Origin of the sequence: Scandinavium lactucae, from assembly GCF_033843265.1 — a bacterium.
GTDB lineage: Bacteria > Pseudomonadota > Gammaproteobacteria > Enterobacterales > Enterobacteriaceae > Scandinavium > Scandinavium lactucae.
Window position 1 is genome coordinate 248,622 of record NZ_JAWXRD010000030.1, and the last position, 17,799, is coordinate 266,420.

General features: G+C 56.3%; 16 protein-coding genes. 2 read left to right on the plus strand and 14 right to left on the minus strand.

Going from position 1 to position 17,799, the window contains the following annotated elements:
• Positions 1-167 precede the first annotated feature (167 nt).
• The 11 genes from argT to pdxB all read right to left on the minus strand — a co-directional run bounded on the left by argT (position 168) and on the right by pdxB (position 11,024).
• Positions 168-950 (minus strand): lysine/arginine/ornithine ABC transporter substrate-binding protein ArgT, encoded by a 783-nt coding sequence (gene argT / locus SIK69_RS13215; protein WP_319786264.1) that lies wholly within the window; start codon positions 948-950, stop codon positions 168-170.
• Between the two features lie 298 nt (positions 951-1,248).
• Positions 1,249-1,818, minus strand: a complete 570-nt coding sequence (locus SIK69_RS13220; protein ID WP_319628813.1) for a UbiX family flavin prenyltransferase — start codon at positions 1,816-1,818, stop codon at positions 1,249-1,251.
• A 97-nt stretch (positions 1,819-1,915) separates the two neighbouring features.
• Positions 1,916-3,433: an amidophosphoribosyltransferase gene (gene purF, locus SIK69_RS13225; protein ID WP_319628812.1), complete on the minus strand. Its 1,518-nt coding sequence runs from the start codon at positions 3,431-3,433 to the stop codon at positions 1,916-1,918.
• A 33-nt stretch (positions 3,434-3,466) separates the two neighbouring features.
• Entirely contained in the window at positions 3,467-3,955 is a 489-nt protein-coding gene (gene cvpA / locus SIK69_RS13230) for a colicin V production protein (protein ID WP_097161729.1), read from the minus strand.
• Between the two features lie 221 nt (positions 3,956-4,176).
• Positions 4,177-4,887 carry a cell division protein DedD gene (gene dedD / locus SIK69_RS13235; RefSeq protein ID WP_319628811.1) on the minus strand — a complete coding sequence of 237 codons (711 nt, stop codon included), beginning with the start codon at positions 4,885-4,887 and terminating at the stop codon, positions 4,177-4,179.
• A complete protein-coding gene (gene folC / locus SIK69_RS13240) occupies positions 4,877-6,145 on the minus strand; it encodes a bifunctional tetrahydrofolate synthase/dihydrofolate synthase (protein ID WP_319786265.1) in 1,269 nt (422 codons plus the stop codon). The genes dedD and folC overlap by 11 nt, the downstream gene beginning before the upstream one ends.
• Positions 6,146-6,215: 70 nt before the next feature.
• The gene (gene accD / locus SIK69_RS13245; protein ID WP_319628809.1) at positions 6,216-7,130 is read right to left on the minus strand and encodes an acetyl-CoA carboxylase, carboxyltransferase subunit beta; all 915 of its coding nucleotides are present in this window, start codon (positions 7,128-7,130) and stop codon (positions 6,216-6,218) included.
• A 176-nt stretch (positions 7,131-7,306) separates the two neighbouring features.
• A complete protein-coding gene (locus SIK69_RS13250; RefSeq protein ID WP_133460430.1) occupies positions 7,307-7,966 on the minus strand; it encodes a DedA family protein in 660 nt (219 codons plus the stop codon).
• A 26-nt stretch (positions 7,967-7,992) separates the two neighbouring features.
• Positions 7,993-8,805 carry a tRNA pseudouridine(38-40) synthase TruA gene (truA, locus tag SIK69_RS13255; protein WP_319786266.1) on the minus strand — a complete coding sequence of 271 codons (813 nt, stop codon included), beginning with the start codon at positions 8,803-8,805 and terminating at the stop codon, positions 7,993-7,995.
• Positions 8,805-9,818: an aspartate-semialdehyde dehydrogenase gene (locus SIK69_RS13260; protein WP_319628807.1), complete on the minus strand. Its 1,014-nt coding sequence runs from the start codon at positions 9,816-9,818 to the stop codon at positions 8,805-8,807. Before SIK69_RS13260 ends, truA begins: the two co-directional genes overlap by 1 nt.
• Positions 9,819-9,887: 69 nt before the next feature.
• A complete protein-coding gene (pdxB, locus tag SIK69_RS13265) occupies positions 9,888-11,024 on the minus strand; it encodes a 4-phosphoerythronate dehydrogenase PdxB (RefSeq protein ID WP_319628806.1) in 1,137 nt (378 codons plus the stop codon).
• 105 nt (positions 11,025-11,129) lie between these two features.
• Between pdxB and flk the strand changes: the two genes are divergently transcribed.
• Positions 11,130-12,131 carry a flagella biosynthesis regulator Flk gene (flk, locus tag SIK69_RS13270; RefSeq protein ID WP_319628805.1) on the plus strand — a complete coding sequence of 334 codons (1,002 nt, stop codon included), beginning with the start codon at positions 11,130-11,132 and terminating at the stop codon, positions 12,129-12,131.
• On the opposite strand, the gene SIK69_RS13275 is transcribed toward flk, so the two are convergent.
• Entirely contained in the window at positions 12,128-13,306 is a 1,179-nt protein-coding gene (locus SIK69_RS13275; protein WP_319628804.1) for an MFS transporter, read from the minus strand. The genes flk and SIK69_RS13275 overlap by 4 nt on opposite strands.
• Positions 13,307-13,367: 61 nt before the next feature.
• Complete coding sequence (fabB, locus tag SIK69_RS13280; protein ID WP_319628803.1) at positions 13,368-14,585, minus strand: beta-ketoacyl-ACP synthase I; 1,218 nt, start codon at positions 14,583-14,585, stop codon at positions 13,368-13,370.
• 161 nt (positions 14,586-14,746) lie between these two features.
• Between fabB and mnmC the strand changes: the two genes are divergently transcribed.
• Entirely contained in the window at positions 14,747-16,756 is a 2,010-nt protein-coding gene (gene mnmC, locus SIK69_RS13285) for a bifunctional tRNA (5-methylaminomethyl-2-thiouridine)(34)-methyltransferase MnmC2/FAD-dependent 5-carboxymethylaminomethyl-2-thiouridine(34) oxidoreductase MnmC1 (protein ID WP_319786267.1), read from the plus strand.
• Here the strand turns inward: mnmC and SIK69_RS13290 are convergent.
• Positions 16,743-17,600: an AraC family transcriptional regulator gene (locus SIK69_RS13290; RefSeq protein ID WP_319786268.1), complete on the minus strand. Its 858-nt coding sequence runs from the start codon at positions 17,598-17,600 to the stop codon at positions 16,743-16,745. The genes mnmC and SIK69_RS13290 overlap by 14 nt on opposite strands.
• Between the last annotated feature and the right edge of the window lie 199 nt (positions 17,601-17,799).

A 17,799-nucleotide genomic window follows, 5' to 3' on the forward strand; every position in this document is an offset into this window, starting at 1 on the left:
GTTATCGCGGTTAATACGCACTTTTTTGCATCAATAATGCTTAACTATTCAGTTGCGCACCATAACGGTGCAACCATTGCACCAGCAAAAAGCATTATCGCGTAATGCCACACATGTATAGATAACTGCTCAGCCCGAAAGGCCCGGTTTCCCGGGCCCGTACAGTCTTAGTCACCGTAGACGTTAAAGTCGAAATACTTCTTCGCCATCTTGTCGTAGGTGCCGTCTTTACGCAGTGAGTCGAAAGCTTTGTCGAAGGCCGCTTTCAACTCGGTATCGTCTTTACGCAAGCCCACGCCGGTGCCGTCACCGAAGTATTTCTTGTCTTTGACAGACGGGCCCGCAAAGGCGAACTCTTTCCCTGCTGGCTGTTTCAGGAAACCTTCGCTGGCCGCGACTTCATCCTGGAATGCCGCATCAAGACGTCCGGCTGAGAGGTCAGAATAGATAAGATCCTGGTTCTGATAGGCCACCACGTCGATGCCTTTGGTACGCCAGTTGTCGTTGGCATAGGCTTCCTGAGTCGACCCCTGCAGCACGCCCACGTGTTTACCTTTCAGCGATTCCAGAGTCGGGACAATCGGTGAGCCTTTGCCGGCGATCAGGCGGGAATCTGCCGCATACAGCTTGGCGGAGAATCCGATTTCCTGTTGGCGTTTTTCAGTGATCGACAGTGAGGAGATGATGGCGTCAATTTTCTTCGCCTTCAGGGACGGGATCAGAGAGTCGAAATCGGTGCCCACCCAGGTACATTTCACCTGCATGCGCTTGCACATTTCGTTACCCAAATCGATATCAAAGCCAACGAAATCCCCTTTCGCATCCTTGGAGGAGAACGGCGCGTAAGTGGCGTCAGTACCGATACGAACAGTCTGCGGCAGCGCGGCAAATACGCTGGAAGCACTGCTTATCCCCAGCATTAAAGAGAGAGCCAGAACCGTCTTCTTCATACATTACCCTTAAGTGTCGTGATGCAGTTGCGTGTTATGTAATCTAGCGTGTTGTGTGGTGTTGCTGTCCAGCTCTGCACGTTTTATGCCACCTTAACGACTGCTCGAAAAAACAGCGTTAAATGTGTTAATGAATAGTTGCAGAGTTGTCTCAGGAATGAAAGATAACAGCTCTAACGGATAAACCGCAGCGCTAAACGGCGAAAAAGGAGATTAAATGTTGAGGATTTGATCGCGATTGCAAAATCGCCTGGCAGACGTACACGCACCAAAAAGATGCACTATCTTAGTGCGTCGATTACGCGCCCTGCCAGCGGGTAAACAGGTCTTCGGGCAACGTGATATCGAACTGGTCGAGGACGCGATTAACGGTCTGATTAATCACATCATCCAGCGTTTGTGGCCGGTGATAAAAGGCCGGAACCGGTGGCATGATAATCGCGCCAATTTCTGCCGCCTGCGTCATCAGACGCAAATGACCCAGATGCAGTGGCGTTTCACGTACGCATAACACCAGCGGGCGGCGCTCTTTTAACACCACGTCAGCCGCCCGGGTCAGCAGGCCATCGGTATAGCTGTGGACAATGCCGGAGAGCGTTTTGATTGAGCACGGCAGAATGGCCATCCCCGCCGTTTTAAACGAGCCTGAGGAAATATTGGCGGCGATATCGCGCGCGTCGTGGACCACATCGGCCAACGCCTGCACATCACGTAAAGAAAGGTCCGTTTCGAGGGCCAGCGTTTGACGCGCTGCCTGGCTCATGACCAGATGGGTTTCCACGCCGCCGACGTCACGCAGCACCTGCAACAGCCGTACGCCATAGATAGCGCCGCTGGCACCGGAAATTCCAACAATGAGTCGTTTCATGATTGTGCCCTGTCATCGTACTGGGGCTGACTTTGCCGTATTTCAGAGGGAGTTGCAAGGAAAGACGCCCTCTCGCAGCGAGAGGGCGTGAAGACGCTTAACCTTCGTTGTGCATCTCGAGGTTTTCAACTTCGTTCTGACGCGCCAGCGCTTTGCTGTCGTCGTTACGCAGGGTGTCGAGATAATCGAGGTACTGCTGGTTAACGTCTTTGGTGACGTACACCCCGTTAAAGACAGAGCATTCAAACTGCTGAATATCCGGGTTCTCGGCGCGGACCGCATCGATAAGATCGTTAAGATCCTGGAAGATAAGCCCGTCGGCACCGATTATCTGGCGGATCTCATCCACTTCACGACCGTGAGCGATAAGCTCGGTCGCGCTTGGCATATCGATCCCGTAGACGTTCGGGAAACGAATTTCCGGTGCAGCCGACGCCAGGTACACTTTCTTCGCCCCGGCTTCACGGGCCATCTCGATAATCTGCTCTGATGTCGTGCCGCGCACGATGGAGTCATCTACCAGCAGCACGTTTTTATCACGGAACTCAGCGCGGTTGGCGTTCAGCTTACGGCGCACCGATTTACGGCGCAGCTGCTGGCCCGGCATGATGAAGGTGCGGCCAACGTAGCGGTTCTTCACAAAGCCCTGACGATACGGCTTGTCGAGAATACGGGCGATTTCCAGCGCGATATCGCAGGAGGTTTCCGGGATCGGGATAACCACGTCGATGTCCAGGTCTTCCCATTCGCGGGCAATTTTCTCGCCGAGTTTGGTGCCCATGTTCACACGTGCGCTGTAAACCGAAATTTTATCGATAAACGAGTCCGGGCGCGCAAAGTAAACATATTCGAACAGGCACGGATTGCTCACCGGGTTGTCAGCACACTGACGGGTAAACAGCTGGCCTTTTTCGGTGATGTAAATCGCTTCACCAGGTGCTACGTCACGCAGGAATTCAAAGCCCAACGTATCAAGCGCCACGCTTTCAGAAGCCACCATGTATTCGGTGCGCCCATCGCCGATGTCACGCTTACCGAGTACCAGTGGACGAATGCCATTCGGGTCACGGAAGGCCACCATGCCGTGACCGATAATCATCGCCACACAGGCATACGCCCCGCGGATCAGGCGATTAGTGGCAGCAATGGCGGCAAAGATATTGTCAGCTTCCAGCGGATAATGGCGGAAGTTGTCCAGCTCGCTGGCAAAGATGTTGAGCAGGATTTCAGAATCGGAGGTGGTGTTGATATGGCGGCGCTTCTCTTCAAACAGCTTCTTGCGCAGCTCATGGGCGTTAGTCAAATTGCCGTTGTGCGCAAGGGTGATGCCATAAGGTGAGTTAACGTAGAAAGGCTGCGCCTCGGACGCGCTGGAGCTGCCAGCAGTAGGGTAGCGGACGTGGCCGATACCCATATTGCCCTGCAGACGCTGCATATGCACAGCGCCAAACACATCGCTCACCAGGCCGTTGGCTTTACGCAAACGGAAGCAGTTGTTTGCATCAATGGTGATGATGCCCGCGGCATCCTGCCCACGGTGCTGAAGCACCGTTAACGCGTCATAAATCGACTGGTTTACCGGCATAACACCGGCGATACCGACAATACCGCACATACGTCATTTTCCTCGTTCAGAACTCCCCAAAGCTTATGCTTTGGGCAAGAAACTTGACGAGCTTTGCAGATAGTCAAAAAACATCCGGATGACGACGCTGAACTGCGGGATAAGCTGTGACTTTTGCCAGTCATCGCTTTTCGAAAAGCCGGTGAAGGTATCGAGGAAGAACAGTATGGCGGCAACGATAAGCACTCCACGCAGCGCACCAAAACAGATCCCAAGCACCCTGTCGGTACCCGACAGGCCCGTCTTTTCAACCAGCGTACCGATAACATAGTTAACGATAGCACCGACGATTAGCGTCGCGACAAACAACAGCGCGATAGCTATCCCGTTTCGAACCAGTTCGTCTTCAAAGCCCGTAAACCAGACAGACAGATAAGTGTAGTAATGACTGGCAACAAAGAAAGCACAACCCCACGTTACCAGTGACAATGCTTCACGAACAAAGCCGCGGATGAGGCTTACCAAACAAGAAAAACCAATCACCGCAATAATGGCGTAATCAATCCAGACCATAGTTGTCCCACGATTTTACGCCCTGTCGTCCAGTTCGGGGCGCATTCTAACAGAAAAAGAAAACGTTTGCGTAGGGATTTCCTTTCCCCGCCCAAATAAAAATGGCGCTGAAAAAATGCTCAACGCCGGGTGGACTTTTGGCCTCTGAGGGCACTTTTCAGCCCATGTCGATTCTCATCGATTCGGTTCTCTACCCGACGTTGCGTCGGGTATTTAAAATGCTAGTTAGGGCTATAGCCCATCACCACGCCATTAAGACCAGACAACTGTTTCAGCTCGCCAAGCGAACCTTTCATCTTGTCTTTCGAGGCGTCTGGCCCCACCAGGATACGGGTGATTTTACCCTGTACCGGTGTGGAAGGGGCGGTAAATACCCGGTATCCCGCGCCGCGCAGTTTGCTAACAATTTCATTGACCTTGTCGGCGTTCTTCAACGCACCCAGTTGCACAACATACGCTTTGCCGGTTGGCACCGGTTTATCGTCGGCTACCGGTTTCTGTTGCGCTGGCGGCGCTTCAGACGCGGCGGCCAGCTGCGCGCTGGTGTTATCCCGCGGTGGTTTGGTCTGCGTCTGTACCTGCGGTTTCGGCGCTACCGGTTTTGGCTTCGGCTGCACCGGCGGCGGGACATCATCTATCCCATTCGCGCCGCTGTTCGCCGCATAACGCGACGCATCCAGCGACGGCGCAGCCGCATCACCCGCCCTGACCTCTTCCGCTGCACCTTCTGGCGGCTGGGAAGGCAGTGCCTGCGTCACCGCAGGCAGCATATCCGGCTCATCCTTATCGCCCGGTTTTGGCACCAGCGGAATAGCGGCAAACTCGTCCTGGTAATGCTTTTTCTGACCATCCAGCAGCCCCGGAAGCACAATGACTCCTAATGCCACCAGCGCAATGGTTCCGACTAAACGATTCTGAAACTTACTCGCCACCGGTTCTCCCCGCGTCCATCTCTTCCATTACATGGGCTACCGTGTGGAACGAACCACACACCAGCACCGTATCTTGTGAGCGGGCATCAGCCATCGCGGCGTGCCACGCCTGCGCTACAGTGGCATAGACTGCGCCGTCGCGCAAATGTTCCACCAGCTGTTCCGCCGTCGCGCCACGGGGGCCTTCCAGCGGGGCGCAATACCAGCTATCGACCACATCTGATAAACAAGCCAGGGTGCCAGCAATATCCTTATCATGAAGCATACCAATCACTGCCAGCGTGCGCCCGGTTGTAGGCTGTATTTTCAGACGTTCCGCCAGATAAGCCGCCGCATGGGGGTTGTGTGCCACATCAAGGATCAGCCGTGGCTGGTCGCTCACCACCTGGAAACGCCCCGGCAGCATCGCATTGGCAATGCCGTCGCGCAGAGCCTGCTCGCTGATAGCCAGCCCGCTGGCGCGCAACGCGGCCAGCGCCGTCGCCGCGTTTGGCTGTGGCACCTGCGGCAGCGGCAGATGGGTCAGCTCGCCCTGCGCATCGCGGAACTGCCAGCCGTTGTCGTTCACGTCGAACTGCCAGTCAACACCGCGACGCAACAGCACTGCGCCCTTCTCTTGCGCGACCTCAGCAATCGTCTGCGGCATATCCGGTTCACCGACCACCGCCGGTTTGCCAGCGCGAAACACGCCCGCTTTCTCGCGACCAATGCTTTCGCGATCGGGCCCCAGCCAGTCGGTATGATCCAGCGCGATGCTGGTCACCACCGCCACGTCCGCATCGACGATGTTCGTCGCGTCCAGACGGCCGCCAAGCCCCACTTCGAGGATAACCACGTCGAGCTGCGCCTGCTTAAACAGCCATAATGCAGACAGCGTACCGAATTCGAAATAGGTCAGGGAAATCTCGCCCCGGGCCTGTTCGATTTCAGCAAACGAGGCGGTGTGAGCCGTTTCAGCCAGCTCCCCCCCCTGCACACGTACGCGCTCAGTGTAACGGACCAGGTGCGGGGAGCTGTAAACACCGACCTTAAAACCTGCGGCTATCAGCACCGATTCGAGGGTTCGGCAGGTGGTGCCTTTGCCATTGGTTCCCGCCACGGTAAACACGAACGGAGCCGGTTTCAGGACGCCCATCCGCGCGGCGACCTCGCTTACGCGAGCCAGCCCCAAATCGATGGTTTTACTGTGCAGGTGTTCCAGATAAGAAAGCCACGCAGCAAGGGGCGACGTGGCGAGAGGAGTGAGTTCTTTTTCCATGATACCCGCGATAGTTAACGGTTAGCACAAGCAAAAAGGGCAGCGCCGTCTGGCCCTGCCCTTTGCATTATCAGGCCTCTGGTTCCTGATCCGGTACCGGCGGTACCACCACGGCTTCACGTGGTGCATCCGGGTTTGGTGCCGGGAGATTCATCAGCTTCGCCAGAATGCTGGCAAGCTTAAAGCGCATTTCCGGACGACGGACGATCATGTCGATCGCGCCTTTCTCGATCAGGAACTCACTGCGCTGGAAGCCCGGCGGCAGTTTTTCTCGCACGGTCTGCTCGATAACGCGTGGACCGGCAAAACCGATCAGCGCTTTCGGCTCAGCGATATTGAGATCGCCCAGCATGGCGAAGCTTGCGGAAACGCCACCCATGGTTGGGTCAGTCAGGACAGAAATGTACGGCAGACCGCGTTCCTGCATTTTCGCCAGCGCCGCAGAGGTTTTCGCCATCTGCATCAGCGACATCAGCGCTTCCTGCATACGTGCGCCGCCGGAGGCGGAGAAGCACACCATTGGGCAGTTATTTTCCAGTGCGTATTCAACGGCACGGACAAAGCGAGCGCCAACTACAGAACCCATTGAGCCACCCATGAAGGAGAACTCAAACGCAGCGGCCACGATCGGCGCGCCAAACAGAGTGCCTTTCATTACGACCAGCGCGTCTTTCTCGCCCGTTTCTTTCTGAGCAGAGGCCAGGCGATCTTTGTATTTCTTGGAGTCACGGAACTTCAGCAGATCTTTCGGCTCAAGCTCGCTACCCAGTTCCACCAGCGTACCTTCATCCATCAGGCTATGCAGGCGGTTACGCGCTGACATACGCATGTGGTGATCGCACTTCGGGCAAACCTCCAGGTTACGCTCCAGCTCGGCGCGATAGAGAACCTGTCCGCAGCTGTCACACTTGGTCCATACCCCTTCCGGAATACTCGCCTTGCGGGTGGGGGCTATGTTGCTTTTAATTCGTTCAATCCAGCTCATTGATAACCTTTCTGCCTGAACCTGGTCGATGCCAGTTTTTGCTGTAAGCGGCGAATAATGCCATTTTAAGGGCTTACAGACCATGAAATGTTGCACATTAAAACATAAGAGCCCTGAACATGGGATAAAAAAGTGGTCGAACCGGTGCCACTTTACGCCATTCTCAGGGCTTTTGCTTATTTTGCCTGCTTTGCTGCGGCGCGCTTATGGCGGATTATCTCGATAACGCCCGGCAGAACCGACAGCACGATGATCGCCACGATCAGCAGTTTCAGGTTTTCCTGCACAATCGGCAGGTCGCCGAACAGGTAACCCGCGTAGGTAAACAGCAGCACCCACAGCAGCGCGCCAATCACGTTATAGGCCGCGAAATGACGATAGGACATGTGCCCCATGCCCGCCACGAACGGTGCGAAGGTTCTGACGATCGGCACAAAGCGCGCGAGGATAATGGTTTTACCGCCGTGCTTTTCATAGAACTGGTGCGTTTTATCCAGATAGCTACGACGGAAGATTTTCGAGTTCGGATTGCTAAATAGCCGTTCGCCAAATACCCGCCCGATAGTGTAGTTCAATGCATCACCGACAATTGCCGCGATGACCATCAGCACCACCATCAGATGGACGTTCAGGTCGTTAGTCGGCAGCGCAGACAATGCCCCGGCAACAAACAGCAGCGAATCACCGGGCAGGAACGGCGTCACGACCAACCCTGTCTCACAGAACAGGATCAGGAACAGTATTGCGTAAACCCAGACACCGTACTGGGCGACCAGCTCAGCCAGATGCACATCAATATGCAAAATAAAATCAATCAGAAAGCGAATCAGATCCATAGTGACTTAACCTTAAGTGACTGCATTCAGTCCGCCAGAAACAGCGGACCCATAGGCGGCTTGGGAAGGTTGAACCTGTCCGGATAATCCACAGAGACCAGATACAACCCTTCCGCTTTTGCCGTCGCTGCCGCCAGCGTTCTGTCCTTCGCTGCCAGTAGCTCTGCAATCCAGCTCTCCGGCTGGTTTCCGGCACCTACTTCCATCAGGCTGCCCACAATATTCCGCACCATATGATGAACAAAAGCATTGGCTTTGATATCCACCACCACATAGGCACCGTAACGTTCGACGTTAATGTGCATCACGTTTCGCCACGGCGTGCGCGACTGGCACTGCACCGCACGAAACGAGGTAAAGTCATTCTCACCGAGCAGGCACTGCGCCGCACGCTGCATACGTTCTGCATCAAGCGCCTGGTGACAATGGGTTACGCCCTGGTTTAAGACCGCCGGACGAAGACGATGATTGTAAATCACGTAACGATAACGACGCGCGGTGGCACTGAAACGCGCGTGGAAATCGTCCGGCACAGCTTTCACCCAACGCACCGCGATGTCTCCAGGTAAATTCGCATTTACGCCGAGCGTCCACGCCGCGTCTTTGCGCAACGCACGCGTTTCAAAATGCACCACCTGGCCGGTGCCGTGTACGCCTGCGTCGGTACGCCCGGCGCAGTAGACGTGAATCGGCTCGTTCGCTACCTGCGACAGCGCCTTTTCCAGCTTTTCCTGCACGCTGCGCACTTCATTCTGCCGTTGCCAGCCGTAGTATTTGCTGCCGTCGTACTCAATGCCGAGCGCGATTTTAAAGACTGGCAGCGCTTCCACTTCAGACATCAGTACATATACTCCTGAACCAGTTTCTCAGCGATTTTCACCGCCATCAGTGCGCCGCCAAAACGGACGTTATCGGCCACGGACCAGAACTGGATTTGCTCCGGCATCCCATAATCGTTACGCACGCAGCCAATCGACAGATGCGCGCTACCGGAGGCATCGGCTACCTGTGTCGGGAACTCGCTTTCTTCCGACAGGGCAATGTCCTCGTTGCGGGTAAAGGCATCACGCGCCTCTTCCGCCGCCAGCGGACGCATCGCTTCGAAGCTCACCATCTGCGCATGACCGTAAAACACCGGTGCGCGAACGCACTGGGCCGAAATCATCAGGCCTTCGTCCTGCATAATCTTACGCGCCTGGTCGACGATACGGCGCTCTTCCGCCACGCTGCCTTCGCGGTCTGCCAGCATCGGCAGCATGTTAAAGGCCAGCTGACGACCAAAGAAATCGTCGTCGTCAATCGGAATGCCGTTGAGCAATTTGGCGCTTTGACCGGCCAGCGCATCCACCGCTTTCTTGCCTTGCGCAGAGGCTGCCATCAGGCAGGTGACGCCGATACGCGCCAGGCCGCCGTCGTCAATCAGTGGCTTCAGCGCGGTCAGCAGTTGGCTGGTCAGGCTGTCCGGCACTGCGACGATGTTACGGTTGCGATAATCTGCCAGCACGAACGGGTTCACATCAGGCACGACCAACGGTACGTCAGGCTCGAGGGCGAACAGGCCACTCATATCGATAACCAGACAGCCTGCGTTAGCGGCTTCTTCCGCCCAGGCCGCAGAGGCTTCGGCTCCGGCGGCAAAAAACGCTAACTGAACCTGGGTCCAGTCAAATTCTGCAACGTCCTGTACGCGAACGGTTTTGCCTTCGTAGCGCAGAGACTCGCCGGCGCTTTCGCTGCGCGCCAGGCCATAAATCTCTCCCACCGGGAACTGACGCTCTGCAAGAATTTCAAACAGGGCTTGACCTACGGCGCCCGTTGCGCCCAGTACGGCAATATTCCAGCCTTCAGACATGGTGGTTTACTCCAGAAATAAAAAATAGCCGCCCCGCCAGAGTATCTGGCCGGGCGTATTAAGAAGACATTAACGCGCTGCGTGATGAACGGCGTTGAATCCTAAATTTTTCAGTGTTTCAGCCGTCCGGGCATCGTCACACAGGACGTTTAACGAAGACCATTCGCGGCGCTCAAGATAGTTTTTACGCAGCTTGTCGAACTCGCCGGGGATCCCCGCCACTTTCCGCAGCGGCGCATCATCGCGGCGCACATCATACACCAAATGCACCAGCCTTTTTAGCGTCGCCTGATCCAGTTCACCGTGCAGGGTAATTCGGCCAAACTCCGGGGGGGGGAGCAGCGTCTCCAGCGCAACCTGATGACGTTGACCAATAAATTCACTATATGCCTCAAATACCTGGGTGGTTCCGCGCGCTTTCCCCTCCAGCGTATAGCCCGCAATATGCGCGGTGCCGACATCAACCAACGCCAACAGATCGGTATTCAGTTCTGGCTCGGGCTCCCAGACATCCAGCACCACGCGTAAATCCTGCCCCGTCTGCAAGCATTTGAGCAGTGCGGCGTTATCCACAACGGGTCCGCGACAGGCATTAATCAGAATAGTGCCAGGCTTGAGGCGTGAAATCAGCGCTTCATCGGCCAGATGTAGCGATTTGTACGGTCCATCCTTGAACAGCGGGGTGTGGAAGGTCAGCACATCGGCTTCCTGTACCAGTTCATCCAGGCTGCGGAAATCGCCTTCGTCGCCGTTATCCGCGCGTGGGGGATCGCACAGCAGGGTGCGAATACCCAGCGCTTCCAGACGTTTTTGTAACCGCCCCCCCACATTGCCGACGCCGACGATCCCGACCGTGCGGTCAGCCAGCGCAAAACCGTCACGCTCCGCGAGCATCAACAATGACGAGAAAACATACTCCACGACGGCAATTGCATTACAGCCGGGTGCGGCAGAAAAGCCGATCCCGGCCTGCTTCAACCATGCCTCATCGACGTGGTCAGTCCCCGCCGTCGCGGTGCCCACAAATTTAATGCCCTTCCCGGCCAGCAGCGCTTCATTCACTTTGGTGACCGAACGCACCATTAGCGCATCCGCATCATCAAGCTCATGCTGTGGAATCGGACGACCCGGAACGGCCTTCACATCACCCAGGCGGCTAAACAGCTCGCGGGCATAGGGCATATTTTCATCAACAAGGATTTTCACGATACAGTACCTGTCTGGAACGAGAGTTAACCGGGGAAGTGTGCCATAATCTCGCGGCCAGGAACACTGAGCCTTGAGAACACCGACCGACATTCAGGATTTATCATGACGCAACCTATTTCAGGTATGCCCGCCCGCCCTCCAGGGGAAACAGCGGTCACTAACAACATCGGCGAGCAACCCCTCTCCACCCAGCAACGCACCGTGCTCGAGCGGCTGATCACGCGCCTGGTCGCGCTGACATCGCAGCAGAGCGCCGGGGTGTGGGCCGGCATGAAGCACGATTTGGGTCTGAAGAATGATGCGCAGCTGCTCTCAAGGCATTTCCCGGCGGCGGAACAGAACCTGAATCAGCGTCTGGCTACCGCCGAGCAAAGCCAGGCGGTGCGCCAGGTGGTCTCGCAGCTGTCCGAGCTGTTGAGTCAGGGGAACAACCGTCAGGCTGTTAGCGATTATATCCGTCAGCAGTACGGTCAGACGGCGTTGAGCCAGCTCACGCCCGATCAGCTCAAAAACGTGCTGCATCTGCTGCAAAAAAATGAGCTGACTATTCCTCAGCCACAGCAGCGTCCCGCCACCGACCGGCCGCTCCAGCCTGCCGAACACAACACCCTGAATCAGATGGTGACCAAAGTGGCGGCCGCGACCGGTGACTCGAGCAAGATGATCTGGCAGTCGATGCTGGAACTGTCCGGCGTCAAAACCGGGGAGCTTATTCCGGCGAAACATTTCAGCCCGTTGATGACATGGCTGCAGGCGCGTCAAACGCTTAGCGACCAGAAAGCCCCCACGCTGAACACGTTGCAGGCCGCGCTAAAACAGCCGATGGAAACGCAGGAATTCAACGCCCTGCGCGATTATGCCCAGCAAACCTGGCAGGCCACGCCGCAAACGGTGCTCACCCCAGCCCAGGTGCAGGACTTATTGAATCAGGTGTTTCTGCGCCGCGTCGAGCGCTCGCAGGACACGCTGGATACCCGCTACGTGCAGCCTATTTTCAACCCGTTCACGCCGCTCATTGAGAACCTGAAGGCGATGTCGGCGCGACCGGGCCTGATGCTGATCGCGCTTATCGTGATCATGATTCTGGTGTGGATCGTGATTTAAGCCCGACGGAAAGAGAGTAGCGTCACCACAATCCCGGCGACGGCAGAAATCGCCCCGGCAAGAAAGACTGAAGAATAACCCCACGACGTGGCGAGCAGTCCGGCAAGCGGGGCCGTCACACCATATGAGATATCCTGAAACGCCGCATAGCCCCCAAGCGCCGTGCCACGCACCTGCTGCGGCACGCGCTTCACCACCTCAACCCCCAACGCCGGGAAGATAAGCGAACAGCCCGCCCCGGTGAGCGCCGCCCCTGCCAGCGCCACCCATGCACCGGGCGCTTGCCACAGCAGCACCAGCCCAACGGTTTCCACCAGCAGTGACACCGTGGCGACCTTCACGCCGCCGAAACGGTCCGGCATCCAGCCAAACAGAATACGCATCAGCACGAACGCGCCGCCAAACGCGGTCAGGGTAAAGCCCGCCATCGCCCAGCCGTGGCTCATGAAATAGAGCGAAACAAAGGTGCCGATAACCGCGAAGCCCACCCCCTGTAACGCCAGACCGAGGCCCGGTTTCCAGATAAGACCCACCACGCTCCACAGCGATGGACGCTCCCCCGGATGGGTGGCCACTTTCCGTACCGAGCCGTTAAACGCCCAGGCCAACAACGGCAGCACCATGGTGGTGCCCGCCAGCGCCGCAAAACCATAATGGCTATGGATGAATAAACCCAGCGGCGCTCCGGCCGCCAGTGCGCCATAAATCGCCATTCCGTTCCACGACATCACCTTGCCGGATCGCGTCGGGCCCACCAGCCCCATGCCCCAGGTCAGGGTGCCAGTCAGGAGCTGACTTTCGCCAAAGCCGAGGATCAGACGCCCAACAATCAGCAATGCGAACTTGCCTTCGACGCTTATTGGCAGCAGTGCCGCAAGCAGCCAGGCCGCACCCGCCACCCCACAGGCAAGCATCCCCTGCAATGCGGAGCGCTTTGCCCCGCGCTGATCCGCCAACCGCCCGGCATAGCCGCGCGTCAATACGGTCGCAAGAAACTGAATACCAACGGCAATGCCGACCATGGTATTGCCGTAACCCAGTTCGTTATGCACGAACAACGGGATAACCGGCAACGGCAGGCCAACCGTCATATAAGTGAGGAATACCGCGAAGGCGATACGAAACAGCGAGGTATTTGCTGATGAGGTTTTTACAGATCCATTAACTGTAGACATGTGTGACTCCATGACGAAAAAAAAGGAGCCTTTCGGCTCCTTTATATTCTACAAGAATTCGTTACGCTTTCAGCTTACGCATCACCAGCGTGGCGTTGGTGCCACCGAAGCCGAAGCTGTTGGACATCACGGTGGTCAGCTGACGCTCGGTCGGCTCGGTCACGATGTTCAGGCCTTCAGCCTTCTCGTCCATCTCGTCGATGTTAATGCTTGGTGCCACGAAACCGTGTTCCAGCATCAGCAGAGAATAGATAGCTTCCTGCACGCCTGCGGCACCCAGAGAGTGACCGGTCATCGCTTTAGTGGCGGAAATGGCTGGGGTATTGTCACCAAACACTTCACGAATCGCACCCAGCTCTTTCACGTCACCAACCGGGGTAGAAGTACCGTGGGAGTTCAGGTAGTCGATTGGGGTATCAACCCCGTCCATCGCCAGCTTCATGCAGCGCACTGCACCTTCGCCAGAAGGAGCAACCATGTCGGCACCATCAGAGGTTGCGCCGTAACCAACGACTTCAGCGTAGATGTGTGCGCCACGCGCCAGAGCATGTTCCAGCTCTTCTACTACCACCATACCGCCGCCGCCAGCGATAACGAAACCGTCACGGCTCGCATCGTAGGTACGGGACGCTTTGTCCGGCGTTTCGTTGTATTTGGTGGACAGTGCGCCCATCGCGTCGAACTCACAGGCCATTTCCCAGCACAGCTCTTCGCCGCCGCCAGCAAAAACAATGTCCTGTTTGCCGAGTTGAATTTGCTCAACCGCGCTGCCGATACAGTGCGCAGAAGTGGCACACGCGGAGCTGATGGAGTAGTTCACACCGTGAATTTTGAACGGAGTCGCGAGGCAGGCGGAAACCGCAGACGCCATCGCTTTGGTCACAACGTAAGGACCGACCGCTTTCAGGCCACGCGGGCTACGCATTGCGTCTGCGCCGAATACCTGAGATTTAGACGAACCACCGGAACCTGCAATCAGGCCCACGCGTGGGTTGTTTTGATAAACATCTTCTTTCAACCCAGCATCTTCTACCGCCTGCTGCATTGAGAGGAAAGCATAGATAGAGGCATCGTTCATGAAACGGACCACTTTACGGTCAATCAGACCGGTGGTGTCCAGTTTAACGTTACCCCATACGTGGCTACGCATACCAGAATCTTTGAATTCTTGAGAGAAAGTGATCCCCGAGCGTCCTTCACGCAGAGATTCCAGGACTTCCTGCTGGTTGTTACCGATGCTGGAAACGATGCCCAGGCCAGTAATCACTGCACGTTTCATTCAATACCTCTGTAAGTCATATACTATTTTTAAGTTTCGAGTGGCACAATAGCGTACACTTGTACGCTGAACAAGTCCGATCAGACAAATTAAGTATAAATTTGCGCCACCCGGCACACATCGCTAAGATCCCCGGACGCCTTGCATTGCGAGTAACTTACGTGAAACAAAACGCCATACAACCTGCCAACCTTGAATTTAACAATGAGGGTACACCTGTTTCCCGAGATTTTGATGATGTCTACTTTTCCAACGATAACGGGCTGGAAGAGACAAGATACGTTTTTCTGGGCGGAAACCGGTTACCTGAACGCTTTGCCTCTCATGACCGTTGCCATCTGGTGGTGGCCGAGAGCGGTTTTGGTACCGGATTGAATTTCCTCACGCTCTGGCAGGCCTTTAACGCGTTTCGCGACTCGCACCCTGACGCTACGCTGCAAAGATTACATTTCATCAGTTTTGAAAAATTCCCGTTGCGCCTGGCAGACCTTGTCCTGGCGCATCAGCATTGGCCGGAACTGGCCGAATTCGCCACGCAGTTACAGGCGCAATGGCCCCTGCCCTTCTCCGGCTGTCACCGTCTGCTGCTGGACGACGGTCGCGTCACGCTCGATTTATGGTTTGGCGATATCAATGAGTTGGTCGACACCCTTGATGACTCCCTGAATCAGCAAGTGGACGCCTGGTTCCTCGACGGTTTTGCGCCGGCCAAAAATCCCGATATGTGGACGCCAACGCTGTTTAACGCGATGGCCAGACTGGCCCGGCCCGGCAGCACAGTGGCGACCTTTACCTCCGCAGGTTTTGTGCGCCGTGGGCTGATAGACGCCGGTTTCGGTATTCAAAAAAGCAAAGGCTTTGGTCGCAAACGAGAAATGCTGACCGGGTATCGGGATGACTCTCATCCCGACCACGCCCGTGCCCCGTGGTTTGCCCGTACCGGCTCGGACCTGCGTGAAACGGCCATTATCGGCGGTGGAATTGCCAGCGCATTATTGGCCCTGGCCCTGCTGCGTCGCGGCTGGCAGGTGACGCTGTATTGCGCAGACAGCGCCCCGGCACAAGGCGCATCCGGCAACCGTCAGGGCGCGTTGTACCCGTTGCTCAGTGCTCACGATCCTGCCCTGACCCAGTTCTTCCCGGCGGCATTTACCTTTGCCCGCCGTCTGTATGATTCCCTGCCCGTCGAGTTTGATAGTGCCTGGTGCGGCGTGACGCAGTTGGGTTGGGATAAAAGAAGCAGCGATAAAATCGCCCGAATGCTTGACCTGGGGCTGCCTGCGGAAATTGCCATCGAAGTCGATGCCGCAGAGGTGGCTCGCAGCGCGGGTGTGGACACGGGCTGCGCGGGCATCCAGTACCCGCTTGGCGGCTGGTTGTGCCCGGCACAGCTCACCGCCGCAGTGATTGAATATGGCTGCCAGCATGGCCTGAAAGTGCACTGGAACCATCGCTGTGAAACGCTTGCTGCCCAGGACCACGGCTGGACGCTACATTTTGCCTCCGGCGAAACACAGAATCATGCCAATGTAGTGCTGGCCACGGGTCATCAACTCGCACATTTCGCCCAAACGGCAGAGTTGCCGGTCTCCGCGGTCGGCGGACAGGTCAGCCATATTCCCACTACGCCTGCGTTAGCAGAGCTGCGCCATGTGTTGTGCTATGACGGTTACCTGACACCGCAGAATCCGAATAATCAGCAGCACTGTATCGGAGCCAGTTACCATCGCGGGCAAACCGAGGTCGCCTACAGCGAAGAGGATCAGCGGAATAACCGCCAGCGTCTGATTGACTGTTTCCCGCAGGCCGACTGGGCGCAGGAAGTGGACGTGAGCCAGGGTGACGCGCGAGGCGGCATTCGCTGCGCCACCCGCGATCATTTACCGATGACGGGCAACGTGCCGGACTACCAGCAAACACTCGACACCTACGCCACGCTTGCTGAAAACAGCGAAAATGCAGCTGTTGCACCGGTACATAAGAACCTGTTTATGCTGGGCGGGCTGGGTTCTCGCGGCCTGTGTACTGCCCCGCTGACGGCGGAAATACTGGCCTCACAGATGAGCCACGAACCCCTGCCGCTGGATGCCTCGACGCTCGCCGCGCTTAACCCCAACCGCTTCTGGGTGCGCAAACTGCTGAAAGGGAAAGCGGTCGTTAAAGCAGATTGACGCGCTGCTGCGCCAGTTTCCGATACTGCAACGGCGTCTGGCGCATCATGCGTTTAAAGCAGGTAATGAAATAGGTCGCCTCCTGAAACCCCACTTTGGCGGCGATCGCATCAACACTCATTTCCGTCGTGCGCAGCAAATCACAACTGCGCTTCAATCGCCTCGTGAGCAGGTATTCATGAATGCTGCCGCCGGTCTGCTGGCGGAAGATGCGTGAGGTGTAGCTGCGTGAGAGTCCGATATCCCGAGCCAGATCCTCCAGTGAAAACTTCTCGCCGTAATGGACTTCCAGCCACTGCATGATTTGCGCCGAGGCGGTTTGCTGCTGCGGGACGCTGGTCGACGGCAACGCAGGTAATAGCGACATTATCTGCATCACCAAAAAAGCGACCTCGTCGACGGGATAGTGTTCCTTCGATTCAAGCGCGGCAAACTGCGCCAGCACGGTCTCCATATACGCCGCGTGTTCATTCAGATCGTACGCCTGAGCCGGGGCATGGCTGGCCGCTAAACGGGAAAACTGCGCCTGAAAGCGCGGAAACTGTTGCAGATTGCTCTCCACCGCCGACTGCTCGATGTGCATTGTGGAACGGTGATACTGGTTCTGTTCGCTGTCATCGACATGCACTTTGTGCAGACGAAACGGCGGGAAGATAAATAGCCTGCCGGGGCGCGCGGTGTAGTGCTGATTATCCACTACCACAATGCCGTAGCCCTGAGAAATAAAAAGAAACTCCACGCACTGATGCCAGTGGTAATACAGCGCGCTGGAACCCCACATCCGATTAAATGAGATCGCCTGCCGTTCGAGGGTGATCCTTTCCAGTAACTGCGAATCGCTCATTCCGCCACCATGACAACAGAATTAAATTTTTAGCCTACGGTTTGCAATTTATTGCCCTGCCTTTCATGAAAATCCAGCGAATTTAAAATAGCGGTTCAGTTTTGTGAAGCGGCTCACTCAGCGGCCGGGAAAAAAGCGGCTAGTCTTGGTTCGCCGCCTGCTTCTGGCGATAAAAAAGTCCCATAACAATAACGTTAAT

Bases quoted from the DNA above. Each gene is read 5' to 3' on its own strand.
- argT (WP_319786264.1), bottom strand. From the start codon at position 950: ATGAAGAAGACGGTTCTGGCTCTCTCTTTAATGCTGGGGATAAGCAGT.
- SIK69_RS13220 (WP_319628813.1), bottom strand. From the start codon at position 1,818: ATGAAACGACTCATTGTTGGAATTTCCGGTGCCAGCGGCGCTATCTAT.
- purF (WP_319628812.1), bottom strand. From the start codon at position 3,433: ATGTGCGGTATTGTCGGTATCGCCGGTGTTATGCCGGTAAACCAGTCG.
- cvpA (WP_097161729.1), bottom strand. From the start codon at position 3,955: ATGGTCTGGATTGATTACGCCATTATTGCGGTGATTGGTTTTTCTTGT.
- folC (WP_319786265.1), bottom strand. From the start codon at position 6,145: ATGGAAAAAGAACTCACTCCTCTCGCCACGTCGCCCCTTGCTGCGTGG.
- accD (WP_319628809.1), bottom strand. From the start codon at position 7,130: ATGAGCTGGATTGAACGAATTAAAAGCAACATAGCCCCCACCCGCAAG.
- SIK69_RS13250 (WP_133460430.1), bottom strand. From the start codon at position 7,966: ATGGATCTGATTCGCTTTCTGATTGATTTTATTTTGCATATTGATGTG.
- truA (WP_319786266.1), bottom strand. From the start codon at position 8,805: ATGTCTGAAGTGGAAGCGCTGCCAGTCTTTAAAATCGCGCTCGGCATT.
- SIK69_RS13260 (WP_319628807.1), bottom strand. From the start codon at position 9,818: ATGTCTGAAGGCTGGAATATTGCCGTACTGGGCGCAACGGGCGCCGTA.
- flk (WP_319628805.1), top strand. From the start codon at position 11,130: ATGACGCAACCTATTTCAGGTATGCCCGCCCGCCCTCCAGGGGAAACA.
- SIK69_RS13275 (WP_319628804.1), bottom strand. From the start codon at position 13,306: ATGTCTACAGTTAATGGATCTGTAAAAACCTCATCAGCAAATACCTCG.
- fabB (WP_319628803.1), bottom strand. From the start codon at position 14,585: ATGAAACGTGCAGTGATTACTGGCCTGGGCATCGTTTCCAGCATCGGT.
- SIK69_RS13290 (WP_319786268.1), bottom strand. From the start codon at position 17,600: ATGAGCGATTCGCAGTTACTGGAAAGGATCACCCTCGAACGGCAGGCG.